Annotated in this window: 13 protein-coding genes and 1 pseudogene; 10 read left to right on the top strand and 4 right to left on the bottom strand. The window is 40.3% G+C overall.

Features of this window, described 5'->3' with window-relative positions; translation table 11 throughout:
• The first annotated feature begins 72 nt into the window (after nt 1-72).
• The 8 genes from R2H34_RS14645 (at nt 73) to R2H34_RS14610 (ending at nt 8,155) form a co-directional block, all read left to right on the top strand.
• On the top strand, nt 73-903 hold the full coding sequence (locus R2H34_RS14645) for an inositol monophosphatase family protein (protein WP_151760306.1): 831 nt from the start codon (nt 73-75) through the stop codon (nt 901-903).
• A gap of 451 nt (nt 904-1,354) precedes the next feature.
• Nucleotides 1,355-3,226 carry a DEAD/DEAH box helicase gene (locus R2H34_RS14640; protein ID WP_318342318.1) on the top strand — a complete coding sequence of 624 codons (1,872 nt, stop codon included), beginning with the start codon at nt 1,355-1,357 and terminating at the stop codon, nt 3,224-3,226.
• A 422-nt stretch (nt 3,227-3,648) separates the two neighbouring features.
• Entirely contained in the window at nt 3,649-4,467 is an 819-nt protein-coding gene (locus R2H34_RS14635; protein ID WP_004909426.1) for an ABC transporter ATP-binding protein, read from the top strand.
• Nucleotides 4,464-5,240: a lipid asymmetry maintenance ABC transporter permease subunit MlaE gene (gene mlaE / locus R2H34_RS14630; protein ID WP_004909424.1), complete on the top strand. Its 777-nt coding sequence runs from the start codon at nt 4,464-4,466 to the stop codon at nt 5,238-5,240. Before R2H34_RS14635 ends, mlaE begins: the two co-directional genes overlap by 4 nt.
• Complete coding sequence (locus R2H34_RS14625) at nt 5,240-5,914, top strand: outer membrane lipid asymmetry maintenance protein MlaD (protein ID WP_004909422.1); 675 nt, start codon at nt 5,240-5,242, stop codon at nt 5,912-5,914. The genes mlaE and R2H34_RS14625 overlap by 1 nt, the downstream gene beginning before the upstream one ends.
• A gap of 19 nt (nt 5,915-5,933) precedes the next feature.
• Nucleotides 5,934-6,566 (top strand): phospholipid-binding protein MlaC, encoded by a 633-nt coding sequence (locus R2H34_RS14620; protein ID WP_004909421.1) that lies wholly within the window; start codon nt 5,934-5,936, stop codon nt 6,564-6,566.
• Nucleotides 6,567-6,577: 11 nt separating this feature from the next.
• Entirely contained in the window at nt 6,578-6,865 is a 288-nt protein-coding gene (locus R2H34_RS14615; RefSeq protein ID WP_004964385.1) for a lipid asymmetry maintenance protein MlaB, read from the top strand.
• 135 nt (nt 6,866-7,000) lie between these two features.
• Nucleotides 7,001-8,155 (top strand): IS4 family transposase, encoded by a 1,155-nt coding sequence (locus R2H34_RS14610; RefSeq protein WP_108565295.1) that lies wholly within the window; start codon nt 7,001-7,003, stop codon nt 8,153-8,155.
• 46 nt (nt 8,156-8,201) lie between these two features.
• Here R2H34_RS14610 and R2H34_RS14605 read toward each other — a convergent pair.
• Nucleotides 8,202-8,729 (bottom strand): annotated as a pseudogene (locus R2H34_RS14605) (hypothetical protein).
• Nucleotide 8,730: 1 nt separating this feature from the next.
• On the bottom strand, nt 8,731-9,744 hold the full coding sequence (locus tag R2H34_RS14600; RefSeq protein ID WP_004964376.1) for a magnesium and cobalt transport protein CorA: 1,014 nt from the start codon (nt 9,742-9,744) through the stop codon (nt 8,731-8,733).
• A gap of 150 nt (nt 9,745-9,894) precedes the next feature.
• Here R2H34_RS14600 and R2H34_RS14595 point away from each other — a divergent pair, with 150 nt between their 5' ends.
• Together R2H34_RS14595 and R2H34_RS14590 are read left to right on the top strand one after the other, a co-directional pair.
• Nucleotides 9,895-10,479: a TIGR00730 family Rossman fold protein gene (locus R2H34_RS14595; protein ID WP_004964372.1), complete on the top strand. Its 585-nt coding sequence runs from the start codon at nt 9,895-9,897 to the stop codon at nt 10,477-10,479.
• A 9-nt stretch (nt 10,480-10,488) separates the two neighbouring features.
• Nucleotides 10,489-10,875: an NUDIX hydrolase gene (locus R2H34_RS14590; RefSeq protein ID WP_005403262.1), complete on the top strand. Its 387-nt coding sequence runs from the start codon at nt 10,489-10,491 to the stop codon at nt 10,873-10,875.
• Here the strand turns inward: R2H34_RS14590 and R2H34_RS14585 are convergent.
• Both R2H34_RS14585 and recG read right to left on the bottom strand, forming a co-directional pair.
• Nucleotides 10,865-11,524: a ComF family protein gene (locus tag R2H34_RS14585; RefSeq protein WP_005403261.1), complete on the bottom strand. Its 660-nt coding sequence runs from the start codon at nt 11,522-11,524 to the stop codon at nt 10,865-10,867. The two genes, R2H34_RS14590 and R2H34_RS14585, sit on opposite strands and share 11 nt — an antisense overlap.
• Nucleotides 11,517-13,562, bottom strand: a complete 2,046-nt coding sequence (gene recG / locus R2H34_RS14580) for an ATP-dependent DNA helicase RecG (RefSeq protein WP_125297285.1) — start codon at nt 13,560-13,562, stop codon at nt 11,517-11,519. The genes R2H34_RS14585 and recG overlap by 8 nt, the downstream gene beginning before the upstream one ends.
• Nucleotide 13,563: the final 1 nt, after the last annotated feature.

Raw genomic sequence — 13,563 nt, 5'->3', positions numbered from 1 at the left:
ATATTTGATAGAATGTAAGGGCTTTTATGCATTATTCTTTGTCAAAATCTTCAAATTTGTAGTGGGTGTTCAATGGAACCTATGGTGGTTATGGCTGCGCGTGCGGCTCAAACAGTTGGTCAAGAGCTTTTAAAGGCACATCAAAATCGTCATAAACTCGATTTACAAGTTGAAGAAAAAGGCATTGATGGTCCAGTAACACGTGTTGATCGTTATTTGGAACAACTTACAATAGATACACTTCGCAAAAGCTATAAAAATCATAGCTTCCTAGGTGAAGAGTTTGGTATGCAAGAAGGTAAAGGTCACGACGCTGATTGGTGTTGGGTGATTGATCCTTTAGATGGTACTCAAAACTTTATCAATGGTTTCCCTCACTTTTGTATTTCTATCGCTGTACAACACAAAGGCGTGACACAACACGGTGTGATCTATGATCCAGTTCGTGATGAATTATTCTCTGCAAGCCGTGGTCGTGGCGCAGTAATGAATCAACGCCGTATTCGTGCAAATGTCAAAGATAGTTTAGATAAAACATTCCTAGCAGTCGGTCATCCTTATCGTGCAAAGCGTAATGGTGAAATCGTTTCTTATGCAGAGCAACACTTTGCTTCGTTATTGGCAGTCACAAAATCTGGTGCTCAAATTCGTCGTGCAGGTTCAGCAGCATTAGATTTGGCATATGTTGCTGCGGGTCGTTTTGATGGTTTCTTTGAATTAGGTTTAAAACCATGGGATATCGCTGCAGGTGAGTTAATTGTTAAAGAAGCGGGCGGTGTGGTTGTGGATGCTCGTGGTGGTAATGATTCAATGGAAAATGGTCAAGTCATTGCTTGTTCAATGAAAATGTTAAAACCACTAATGCAAGCAGTAGTTCCAGCATGGAGCGAAGCTGCAAAATAAATTTTAGATTAAAAAACCCTCAATAATTTGAGGGTTTTTTTTATTATGATCTGATAATAATGAAGGAGTTATTTTTATAATTTCATCTTCTTTAATCGGTCAGATACAAATAATAAAGGTGATCCAGTAGAAAAACCTATTAAAAAGGGTGACTTTTAAAATTATTCTGCTATAATCCGCCCACGCACTTAAATTCCAGTTCATTACCTGAACATTCAGTTCTATTCATATTATGCGCACGCTGTCCATAGAGAGGACCACATCTTGCGCCCAAATCGCTTAGCGATTCTTCAGGTTGAGGCAGTAATCAAGCGTGCGTTAGTCCACATCGTCGTTATCCGGATTGCCGCTGAATTTCATATATTTTCAGCTTGAGTCGCTTTGCCGCTTTTTGCCGATGTCTATTTTTTGTATTTATTAAAATGGAGCACCCATTAGGGTGAAACTCTCTATGAGCAAAACTTTTGCCGAATTTTCTTTGCACGAAACCTTACAACAAGCCCTAGAAGGTTTAGGTTTTACTAGTCCAACTCCTGTGCAAGAACAAGCGATTCCAGCTGCGTTAGAAGGAAAAGATCTATTAGTTTCTAGCCAGACTGGTTCTGGTAAGACAGCAGCATTTTTACTCCCAACATTAAATGCTTTAACTGGTCAAGAAACTTTCGTGCCATTTAAAGAGCGCATGAAAGCGATTACCCAACCAAGTATTTTAGTTTTATGCCCAACGCGTGAATTGGCTCAACAAGTAAGCCAAGATGCGATTGCATTTGTACGTCATATGAAAGGTGTTCGTATTGCTGCAATTATGGGTGGTATGCCTTTTGGTAAGCAAATTCAACAGCTTAAAGGCGCGCAAGTTATTGTTGCTACTCCAGGTCGTTTACTTGACTTGGTTAATCGTCGTCAATTGAAACTTGATAAAGTTGAATCTTTAATCGTCGATGAAGCTGACCGTATGCTTGATCTAGGTTTCTCTGAAGATCTAGAAGCAATTGGTGAGTTAGCTGCAAACCGTAATCAAACATTAATGTTCTCTGCTACTTTTGCTGATCGTATTATTCGTCTTGCTGAACGTATGATGAATGATCCACAACGTATCGCAATCGAAACAGGCCACAGTACTAATACTGATGTAACTCAAACATTACATTGGACTGATGGCTTTGAGCATAAGAAAAAATTACTTACACACTGGTTATCTGACGAGTCAGTAGATCAAGCTGTTGTATTTGCAAGCACGCAAGAAGATACAGACATGCTTGCTGAAGAATTGGCTGAAGCAGGCCACTCAGTTGTTGCATTGCATGGTGCTATGCCACAAACAGTTCGTAACCGTCGTTTACGTAGTATTCGTGAAGGTCGTGCAAAAATCTTAGTTGCAACTGATGTTGCAGCACGTGGTTTAGACGTACCAACCATTTCTCACGTAATTAACTTCGGTTTACCGATGAAAAATGAAGACTATGTACACCGTATTGGTCGTACAGGTCGTGCGGGTCGTACAGGTCAAGCGATTACACTTGCGACTTATCGTGAGCGTGGCAAAATCCGTGCTTTAGAAGATTATTTAGATGCACGTTTAAATGTGTCTGAAATTGAAGGTTTAGAGCCATCTCCACCTCCTGCACGTTCAGGTCGTGATGGCGGCGGTCGTGGTCGCGGTGGTCGTGATGGCGGCGGTCGTGGTCGTGGTGGTTTTGGTGGCGGTCGTCGTTTTGAAGGCGAAAGCAATTTCAAACGTCGTGAAGGTGGTGATGATCGTCCACGTCGTAGCTTCGATGATAAACCACGTGGTGAACGTCCATCATTTGGTGGTGAAGATCGTCCACGTCGCGAATTCAATTCTGATCGTCCACGTCGTGAAGGTGGTTTTGAAGACCGTCCACGTCGTAACTTTGATGATAAACCACGTGGTGAACGTCCATCGTTTGGTGGTGAAGATCGTCCACGTCGCGAATTCAATTCTGATCGTCCACGCCGCGAAGGTGGTTTTGATGATCGTCCAAAGCGTACATTTGGTGGTGAAGATCGCCCACGTCGTGAATTCAATTCTGATCGTCCACGTCGTGAAGGTGGCTACAACGATAAACCACGTTTTGACTCGAATGATGACAACCGTGGTAATCGTGTAGATTATAAACCACGTCGTGAAGGTAGCTTCGGTGATCGTCCAAAACGTGATTTTGGTGATCGTCCAGCACCTCAACGTGAAGGTGGCTTCGGTGACCGTCCAAAGCGTAGCTTTGGTGGTGAAGATCGTCCAGTACGCGGTACACGTGAAGAAACTTTCGGTGGCGACCGTCGTCGTAAAAACGACTTCTAATCGTTAAAAAACGATAAAATGAAGAAGCCAGTTGAAAAACTGGCTTTTTTATTACTTGATATTCATGTAGAATCGGTAAAAATGTGTTCTAGTTCAAATTTTATATAAAAAATGAATAATATTAAGCAAAATAACAGTTTTGTTGCTCAAGCATGGTCTTTCGTTTGCAATGAAGGGCTACCGTGTCTATTTGTCATTCTCATGTTATGTAATGGATTATTCTTTGCATATGCATTGTTTGATGAAAACAATTCTGACAGTTTTAATGCCAATAATACGATGCATGTTGCGAGTGAATCCGCGTCTAAGAATAACTACATAAATTAAATAATCTTGATACATCCCTTATCAAAATAAAAACAAGTGCTTAATCTTTCAGTGTATAGTATGCGTGCATAAAAAGTGCAGGAATGAATGCCCTTATGAATAATAAAACTCCTCGCGATACTGAAGCCTTAATTGAAGTTAAACACTTGAGCTTTAATCGAGGGGAACGTGTCATTTATGATGATGTTTGTCTCAAAATTCGACGTGGTCAGATTACTGCAATCATGGGGCCGTCAGGTACAGGTAAGACAACATTATTAAGACTCATTGGTGGACAATTAACTCCTGATCGGGGTGAGGTTTTAATCGATGGTAAAAATATAGCAGCAATGTCTCGTCCTGAGCTATTTACAGCTCGTGCGCGTATGGGAATGTTATTTCAAAGTGGTGCGCTGTTTACTGATATGTCGGTATATGAAAATGTTGCATTTCCGATACGAGCTCATACGAAGTTACCTGAACATATCATTGCAGAGCTTGTTGCCTTAAAGCTTGAATCTGTTGGTTTACGCGGTGCAGAACAATTAATGCCATCAGAACTTTCTGGAGGTATGAATCGTCGTGTTGCTTTAGCACGTGCGATTGCACTTGATCCAGAATTGATTATGTATGATGAACCTTTTGCTGGGCAAGACCCGATTGTGAAAGGTGTTTTAACTCGATTAATTCGTTCTTTACGTGAAGCATTAGATTTAACAACGATTATCGTATCGCACGATGTGGCAGAGACCTTATCGATTGCTGATTATATTTATGTTGTTGCTGAAGGTAAAATTCAGGGTGAAGGTACACCTGAACAATTAGAAAATCATGCTTCACCATTTGTGCGCCAATTTTTAACAGGATCAGCTGAAGGACCTGTCGAATATCAATTTACTCATCAAGCTTATTTAGATAACGAGGTTCGTCCATGAATACGATTGCCTGGTTAGGTAGACTCGTTATTGAGCGGGTGAAAGGCATTGGTGCAGCGTCACTAATGTTGATTCAGATTTTATTTTCAATGCCATCCAAAGGCGGATTTCAGCGTTTTATCTACCAAATGTACCGTGTCGGAGTGATGTCATTATTGATTATCTCTGTCTCAGGTTTATTCATTGGTTTGGTACTGGGTTTACAAGGTTATTCGATCTTGGTGAATGTCGGTAGTGAAGCAATGTTAGGGACGATGGTGTCTTTGACATTACTTCGTGAGCTTGCACCTGTAGTCGCTGCATTATTATTTGCAGGACGTGCTGGTTCGGCGCTTACTGCTGAAATCGGTTCGATGAAACAGAGCGAACAGCTTGCCAGTATGGAAATGATTGGTGTTGATCCGTTAAAGCAAATCGTTTCACCACGTTTATGGGCAGGTATTGTAAGTTTACCGATGCTGACTGTCATTTTTGCTGCAATTGGTATTGTCGGTGGAAAATTAGTTGGTGTTGATTTCCTCGGAGTGGACGAAGGTTCATTTTGGGGTGGAATGCAAAGTAGTGTGCAATTTGGACATGATGTTGTTAATGGCATTATCAAAAGCGTAGTGTTCGCATTGATTTGTACATGGGTAGCGGTATATCAAGGTTATGCCTGCGATCCAACTCCAGAAGGTATTGCGACGTCGATGACGAGAACGGTCGTGTATTCTTCACTTTGTGTATTAGGTTTTGATTTCGTGTTGACTGCGGTCATGTTCGGAGGGATTTAATGAAATCACGTACTAGTGAGCTGGCCGTAGGTATTTTTGTCATTATCTTCGGTATCGCTCTATTTTTTCTTGCAATGAAAGTCAGTGGTTTAGTTGGCACAAATTTACGTGATAGCTACAGCATGACAGCGCAGTTTGACAATGTGAATGGTTTAAAACCACGTGCAAAAGTTACGATGAGTGGTGTAACGATTGGTCGTGTTGAATCTATTACATTAGATCCAATCACACGTTTAGCGACTGTGAAATTCGAATTAGATGGTAAGTTAACGAGCTTTAATGCTGAGCAGTTAAAAGAAGTTCAGAAGAATGCACTTGAGGAATTACGCTATAGCTCTGATTATCAACAAGCTGATGCTGCGAAACAAAAAGAAATGGAACAGCAACTGATCGGTAACATGACCTCCATCACGAGTCTGGACGAAGATGCTTATATAATGGTAGCAACCAATGGCTTATTGGGTGAAAAATATTTGAAAGTCGTACCAGGTGGTGGTGTCAACTACTTGAAACGTGGTGACGTCGTTTCAAACACTCAAGGCACAATGGATTTAGAAGATTTAATCAGTAAATTTATTACTGGTGGTGCGGGTAAATCCACATCAAGCTCATCAACAGAAAGTTCAGCTTCTCAACCTGCTACGGATGATGCAGAACCTTCGTTTGTTGAGTAATTCAGGTTAGGAGATTGAAGTGAATACATTATTGAAACAGACACTGACAGCAAGCGTATTATCGACAATGCTTGCGAGTGCCGCTTTTGCAGCGCCAAAAGAGACCCCACCTGATTTCGTAAAACGTGTTGCAGATGGTTTAATTACTCGTTTGAAAGCTGATAAACCGAAGTTGCAAAACAATCCAGCTTTGGTCAGAACGATTATCCGTCAAAATCTTGATCCATATGTAGATTCGCAAGCATTTACTCGTATCGTATTGGGTACTTATGCAAATAACCAATACACGAATGCTGCACAACGTGCTCAATTTGAGAAAAACTTCCGTGAAGTGATTATCGAAAACTATGGTGGTGCTTTCGCGAAATATACTAATGAAAGTTATACAATGCGTCCGTTTAAGTCGACTAACAGCAAAAATCCTGTGGTGACTTTAGACTTTATGCATAATGGTGAGAAGATCCCTGTGTCATTCCAATTAACGGACAAAGGAGATCAATGGAAAGTGCGTAATATCAATGTTTCTGGTATTGATCTAGGCTTACAATTCCGTAACCAGTTTGCTGCTACAGTTCAGCGCAATGGTGGAAATATTGATAAAGCGATTGCGACCTTTAAACCAGATGCTGATGCAGCTGTAAATAAAAAATAAGTAGGTGACGGGTGATTCAATATATCGACCAACAACTCGTCGTTCCTAAGACGATTGATTTTGAAAATGCAGAGCAAGTTTATCAATCAGGTTTAGCATATATTCAGCAACATCAAAGTTTTCCTTTAGTTGTTGACCTTGCTCAGCTTGAAAATGGTAATACTTTATCTTTGGCTGTTTTGGTGCAATGGTTACGTCAAACTCCAGAGAGTAAAGGATTACATTTTAAAAATGTTTCTGAAAAGATGTTAAAGATCATCCAAGCTTGCCATCTACAAGATGACTTGAAGTTAATTTAATTGGTTTTGTAGATTACAAAAAGAGAGCTATTTAAGCCACTACTGTCCCATAGTTTGCTTTAAATAAAAAAACCTGAGTCTAAATAGTTAAAATATGAGTGCAAACAAACACTTTAACTATAAAGGACTCAGGTTTTGTCACATCAGAATACCGTATTTCATCAATTACTCAAACCCATTCTAAGACAAGATTTTGAACGTCTGGCTAAACTGCACCACTCTGGGCAAAAATTAAGATCAGCCACCCGCTGGGATCAGTTTGTTGCCATATTGATGTCCCAACTTTCTTGTCGGCAAAGCTTAAGAGACATTCAATCCAATCTCGAATCCCAGCAGGAAAAGCTCTATCATCTTGGCGCGAAGAGAATTGCGCGAAGCACCTTAGCAAGACTCAACGAAGAACAGCCCGCCAGCCTGTATCAGCAATTGTTCACACAGCTGCTTCAGCGCTGTGAAAACTCTAAAACTGCACATAAATTTAGATTCAAAAATCCACTGTATTCACTAGATGCCAGTCATATTGATCTTTCACTGTCATTGTGCGAATGGGCAAAAGTGCATGAATCCAAAGCCAGTATTAAACTCAGTGTTGGCTTAAATCACAGCAATACCATTCCTGAATTTGTAGCGCTTGGGGATGGTATTGAAAATGATATGGTGCAAGGCAGAGCATTTAAATTTCCTGCTGGCAGCATTATCGTCTTTGATAAAGGATATGTTGATTATCAATGGTTTGCTCAGTTGACACTTCAGAACGTCAGCTTTGTAACCCGGCTACGCCCAAAGACAGTTTATCAAGTTAAATCAAGCCGCAGCGTATTAGAGACTAAAGGGATTATTGCGGATGAATGTATTGAATTGAGCAGTGCGCATGCCAAGAAAAGAGGCGCACCTGAATTATTAAGACGTATAGAGTTTTATGATACAGATAAGAAAAGAACATTCGAATTTCTGAGCAACAACTTTCATCTGGCAGCATCCACCATTGCTGCAATTTATAAAGACCGCTGGAAGATTGAGTTATTCTTTAAAGCCATCAAGCAGAATTTAAAACTGAAGTCATTTCTAGGTCGAAGCCGCAATGCGATACAAACGCAAATATGGATTGCATTAATTGCCTATTTGCTGGTGAACTTCGCTAAACACATGGCACAAGAAGGATGGAGTGTTCAGCGTTTACTGAGAATTATTCAGGTCAATTTATTTGAAAGGAAACTTTTAAGGTCACTCTTTGTGCCTGATAAAAAATGGCGAAAACAAGAAGAACCTCAATTGAGGTTCTTCTTGTGATATTTGTGGGACAGCAGTGCTATTTAAGCTCTCTTTTTTATTGGTATTATTTGGGATAAGCTGAAAAAAGAGCTTCGCAAGTTGGATATTTTTGATGTAGTTTTTTTTAAATAAAAGCTTTCATCATGTTCTAAAAAACCATCTAGTAATCTGATAGATGATTCATTATTACAGCCTTTAATTCTTCTATTCCATGCGGTAAATGGTGCAATAGGAAGATCAATCGATATGGTATTTTCTTTGCAATCTAATAATGCTAAAGAAACAATTTGATATTTTTGGGATGTATTATGATTTGATGGGTATGCTAAGCCCATAATTAAGTCATTCGTTTTTATCGTTTTAATTGGAAAATCACTCATCCATTCTTTAGGTCTTGGTGAAATGATTTTAGATAAAAATTTTTAAATACAAAGTCAGGGTGCTGTAATTTAAATTTAGTATGATTAATTGAATTGATCTTCTGAACAGACTTAACGCGGGCAATAAACACATCATTAGGGGAAAGCGGTGCGCAGGCAAAAGTTGTGGGTATCGAAAGAGTTATGCCCATACAAAGGAATAACCCTTTCATTTTATATCCATTTCTTCCATCTGAAGTAGACCATTGGCAGTACTAAGAATGCCATTAATATGCCAGCGACGATGAGAAAGCTTAAACTTCCGTGAGCAAATGGTAATTCATCTGTATTCATCCCATAAATACTTGCAATCAGCATAGGTGGTGCAAGCATACTTGGTAAAATAGAGAATCGACGAATCGTGTCATTCTGTTCAGTGTTAATGAACCCAGACGTTGTATCGAGTAAGAATCGTACTTTTTGGAATAAGAAAGCATCGTGCTCAACCAGTGAGCGTACATCCTCGCTTAATTCTCGAATATCTGCATCATAGATATGACTGCCTAATGCACGTGGGCGAGATAAAAAGGTAAGAACTCGACGCAAATCAATCAAACATAATTGTGCTTTTCCAAGCATATCTTCTTGTTGTGCTAGGCGTGTAATCATGTCATCTAGATCTAAGATCTTTTCACGATGATGATTATTGAGTACTTCTGTGGAGTATCTTTCTAAGTCTTTGTGGATATCTTCTAAGATATCCGCAAGTTCATCAAGCTTTGCTTCTAGTAACCCCAATAAGATCCACGTCGGATCTTTATAGTCCATATCATAGTCATTGCGACGCGCACGGGCACGGAATGCACGGAAAGCGACGAGCTTCTCACCACGCATGGTAAATAAACGATCTTTATGCAAAATAAATGCGACGGTTTGTACCATTGCAAGCATATGTGATGAGTCGTCAGTATCACCATCTACCTGATAATTTTTATTCTTTGTTAAAAAATATGTGCTGATATGCAAAATACCATCATCATCACGGTAAAATCGTGCGGATGAGGAAATGTCTTCAAGTGATTTGAGAGTAGGTAAGTTGCGCTCATAAGCATCAAGTACCCATTGTTGTTCTTCTTGTGATGGAGCGATTAAATCAATCCAAACTAATTCAGGATGCAGATCAAAACTCCCATTGATCGTTGCATCTTCTAGACTACCGCGCTCTGTGGCATAAAAGGCTTCAAGCATGTCTTTTTTCCTCGCGCAGTTTATGAAAGTCAGCGTGTATTTTAGACAAGGATTGAACTAAAAACACTTGCCTAAACGCTATTTTGTCAAAAATCTTGTTTCATAGCCTACTTTATCAGCATGACAGTTATATAAAACGGTTTTAATTGTATGAATTCTATATGTGTTTTTTGCGGTTCTTCTCTCGGTAATGATGTGGTTTATGAACAAATCACTCAAGCAACAGGTCAAATAATTGCTGAACAAGGTTTGACCCTTGTTTATGGTGGTGGTCGTTCTGGCTTAATGGGTGTGGTTGCCAATAGTGCGCTTGAAGCAGGTGGCAAAGTGATTGGTGTTATTCCTGAAGCTTTGGTTGATCGTGAGCTTGCGCATGCTGAACTTAGCGAACTATATGTTGTGAAAGATATGCATGAACGAAAAACCAAGATGGCTGAATTGGCAGATGGTTTTATTGCATTACCTGGCGGTGCAGGGACTTTGGAAGAAATTTTCGAGCAGTGGACATGGAATCAATTAGGGATTCACCAAAAGCCTTGTGCATTTTTAAATATTAATGGCTTTTATGATGATCTGATTAAAATGTTACAAACTTCAGTTGAGCATGGTTTTAGCCAAGCTCGATTTGTAGATACCTTGATTGTGTCTGATAATATTCATGATATTTTAGCGGCATTTCAGAAATATCAACCCGCAGTTCCGAAATGGACGTCTCGCAATGAAATTCAAGCTTGAGGATAACCTTTGAAAACAATCACTGTCGCTGCTGCCATTATCATGAATGACAAAAATGAGTTGTTATTGGTAAGAAAAAAGAACACGCGTGTGTTTATGCAAGTTGGCGGAAAGCTTGAACCCAATGAAGCGCCTGAAATAGCAATTCAGCGCGAAATTTTAGAAGAGATTGGGTCTACTTGTGACATCAAGCAGTATTTGGGGCGATATGAGACAGCAACAGCAAATGAACCTGATCATCAATTAATTAGCCATCTGTTTGTTGTCGAACTTCATCAACAACCTGAAATTGCGGCTGAAATCGCGGAAATGAAATGGATTGATTTGCATGAAGAGTCTATTTTGCTTGCACCATTAACTACCGAGGTTGTCATTCCTTGGTGTCTTAAGCAATAACATCATGATTTGCCTGTTTAACACCACCAGCGGCTAAACAGGCTGAGTATATATGTTGGCACCCCAACTGTTTTAATACTTGACTGAGGGCATTGATAGAGCTGCCTGTGGTCACGACATCATCAATAATCAGCACTTTTCTATAAATCAATTGAAGATGTGTTTTAGCGACAAATTGATCTTCTATATTTTCCAATCGCTCTAAGCGGCTTAAACCTTTTTGAGAATGTTGGGCTAGTCGTTGCACGGGCTGCCATACTGGAATATTCAATACTTTGCTCAGTTCCTTAGCGATTAAAAGTGATTGATTGAAACCTCTTTCCATCAGTCGATCATTTGAAATAGGCATTGGTACGATGGCATGTACTTTTGGCAGCTTAAGTTCCAGTAATAGTCCGCTAAGTAATCGAAGATGATGTAACTGTTGCTCGTATTTAAATTGTTGAATGAGTTGGCTGATCGGATATTCATAATGACAGGCAACAAGTATATCTTGCTGATGTCGTTCGATTTTATGTTTTAACCATGGTAATTGTTGCCAGCAACTTTGACAAACACCATGGTGTGCTCTGACACCAATATCGCATAAGTGACATGCTGTGAAATAATCAGCAACTTGTTGTGCTCCTCGGCTCAATAATTTAAACATAAGCGTATCGAGGTGCTTTAGGTAGCCAGCGTTTTAATAGTCCTTCAGCATGTTGTGGATAATCTTTGAGTAATTGTTCAGCAACATAATGTGCTTGGGTGAGCAAATGGTCATCACGTTCTAAGCGTGCGACACGAAACCCCATATCACCAGTTTGCTTGGTACCTAGTAATTCACCTGGACCACGTATTTCCAAATCTTTTTCAGCGATCACAAAGCCATCGTTGCTTTCACGCAAGATGGAAAGACGTTCTTGTCCATTTTGTGATAGTGGCGTTTTGTAGAGTAGGGCACAAAAACTAGCTGTTGCACCGCGACCAACTCGACCACGTAACTGATGTAATTGAGAAAGTCCAAGTCGTTCCGCATTTTCAATCACCATAATGGATGCATTGGGCACATCGACACCCACTTCAATCACTGTGGTGGCAATCAAAAGTTGTGACTGGTTGTCTTTAAAGGCTTGCATGACAGCTTGCTTTTCATCAGCTTTCATTTTGCCGTGTACTAATCCCACATTTAGATCAGGGAAGCGTTCTTTAATTTCTTGAAAAGTTGCTTCTGCTGCTTGGGCATCCAAGGTTTCAGATTGTTCAACTAAAGTGCAAACCCAGTAGGCTTGTTTACCTTCACGACAGTTACTGGCGATACGTTGTAAGACCTCTTCTCGACGATCCAGAGGAATCGTGACAGTTTGAATCGGGGTTCGTCCAGGTGGTAGCTCGTCAATGATTGAGGTATCTAAATCACCATAAGCACTCATTGCGAGTGTGCGTGGAATAGGGGTCGCTGTCATCACTAATTGATGTGGTGTAAATTGATCAACGCCTTTATTACGTAATGCAAGTCGTTGATCTACCCCAAAGCGGTGTTGTTCATCAATAATCACTAAGCCCAACTTCGAGAATTCTACATTGTCTTGGAATAGGGCATGCGTTCCGACAACGAGTTGTGAGTGACCTTCTTTAATTTCCTGCTCTGCTAATGTTCGTGCTTTACCTTTCTGTTTACCTGAAAGCCAAGCTACTTTTATGCCTAAAGGCTCAAACCAACGTTTGAAATTTAAATAGTGTTGTTCAGCCAAGATTTCGGTGGGTGCCATCAGCGCCACTTGCCATTCAGCTTCTAAAGCATGGCATGCTGCAACGGCTGCAACCAATGTCTTACCTGCACCCACATCTCCTTGAACTAAACGCAGCATGGGTTGATCTTGCTTCAGATCATGTAGAATTTCTTTAGAAACCCTTTTTTGTGCGTTGGTCATCTGGAAAGGCAGGGCATCTAAAAGGCGCTTTGCTAAAACTTTGCTGCTGCTAAAGCGAGGTGCTGCTATTTGTCGAATATAAGCACGACGTGTAAGTAAGCTGATTTGATGCGCGACCAGTTCTTCAAAAATCAATCGTTGCTGTGCAGGATGTGAGCCTTGATTGAGTTGTACCATATTGGCATCAATCGGTGGTTCGTGAATATAGTGCAGAGCTTCTTTTAATTCGTAGCCATTACTGTATTTGGCGGGCAGTAATTCAGGTAAAGCATCGCTATGATGTTCTAGTGCTTGGCGAACATATTCACGCAACTTAGGTTGTGTTAGACCTTCCGTGCTTGGATATATCGCTGTTAACTGAGTTTTGGGTAATGCGGTATGTCGTTGAATGACTTGTATTTCAGGATGATAAAGCTCTAAGCCTCGTGCACCGACACGCACTTCACCAAAGATTCTTAAACGTGCACCTGGTTTTATACGATCCGTTAAACCTTTATAAATATGATAAAAACGTAAGGTGACTTTGCCAAAATCATCTTGTAGCAACGCAGCAAAGGATTTCTTTTTTCCTGGTGGGAAATCAATAGATTTAACTTCCCCCTCAAGCAAATAACTACGTCCAACAACCAGCTGATTCATTGGAATAATAGTGCTACGATCTTCATAGTCACGCGGAAGATGAAACAGTAGATCATCCGTGCTAAAAATATGGAGCTTTTCTAGTAGGCTTGCTGCGGCAGCACCAACGCCTTGTAATTGCTGGACTGAAGTCATT

This window comes from Acinetobacter sp. 16 (assembly GCF_033439925.1).
In the GTDB taxonomy this organism is placed as follows: domain Bacteria; phylum Pseudomonadota; class Gammaproteobacteria; order Pseudomonadales; family Moraxellaceae; genus Acinetobacter; species Acinetobacter junii.
The sequence above is the reverse complement of the archived record's forward strand: the minus strand, read 5'-3'. Positions and strand labels throughout refer to the sequence as shown.

Coding starts and splice junctions, on each gene's coding strand:
- mlaE (WP_004909424.1), top strand. CDS start 4,464: ATGAATACGATTGCCTGGTTAGGTAGACTCGTTATTGAGCGGGTGAAA.
- R2H34_RS14645 (WP_151760306.1), top strand. CDS start 73: ATGGAACCTATGGTGGTTATGGCTGCGCGTGCGGCTCAAACAGTTGGT.
- R2H34_RS14635 (WP_004909426.1), top strand. CDS start 3,649: ATGAATAATAAAACTCCTCGCGATACTGAAGCCTTAATTGAAGTTAAA.
- R2H34_RS14595 (WP_004964372.1), top strand. CDS start 9,895: ATGAATTCTATATGTGTTTTTTGCGGTTCTTCTCTCGGTAATGATGTG.
- R2H34_RS14585 (WP_005403261.1), bottom strand. CDS start 11,524: ATGTTTAAATTATTGAGCCGAGGAGCACAACAAGTTGCTGATTATTTC.
- R2H34_RS14600 (WP_004964376.1), bottom strand. CDS start 9,744: ATGCTTGAAGCCTTTTATGCCACAGAGCGCGGTAGTCTAGAAGATGCA.
- R2H34_RS14640 (WP_318342318.1), top strand. CDS start 1,355: ATGAGCAAAACTTTTGCCGAATTTTCTTTGCACGAAACCTTACAACAA.
- recG (WP_125297285.1), bottom strand. CDS start 13,562: ATGACTTCAGTCCAGCAATTACAAGGCGTTGGTGCTGCCGCAGCAAGC.
- R2H34_RS14625 (WP_004909422.1), top strand. CDS start 5,240: ATGAAATCACGTACTAGTGAGCTGGCCGTAGGTATTTTTGTCATTATC.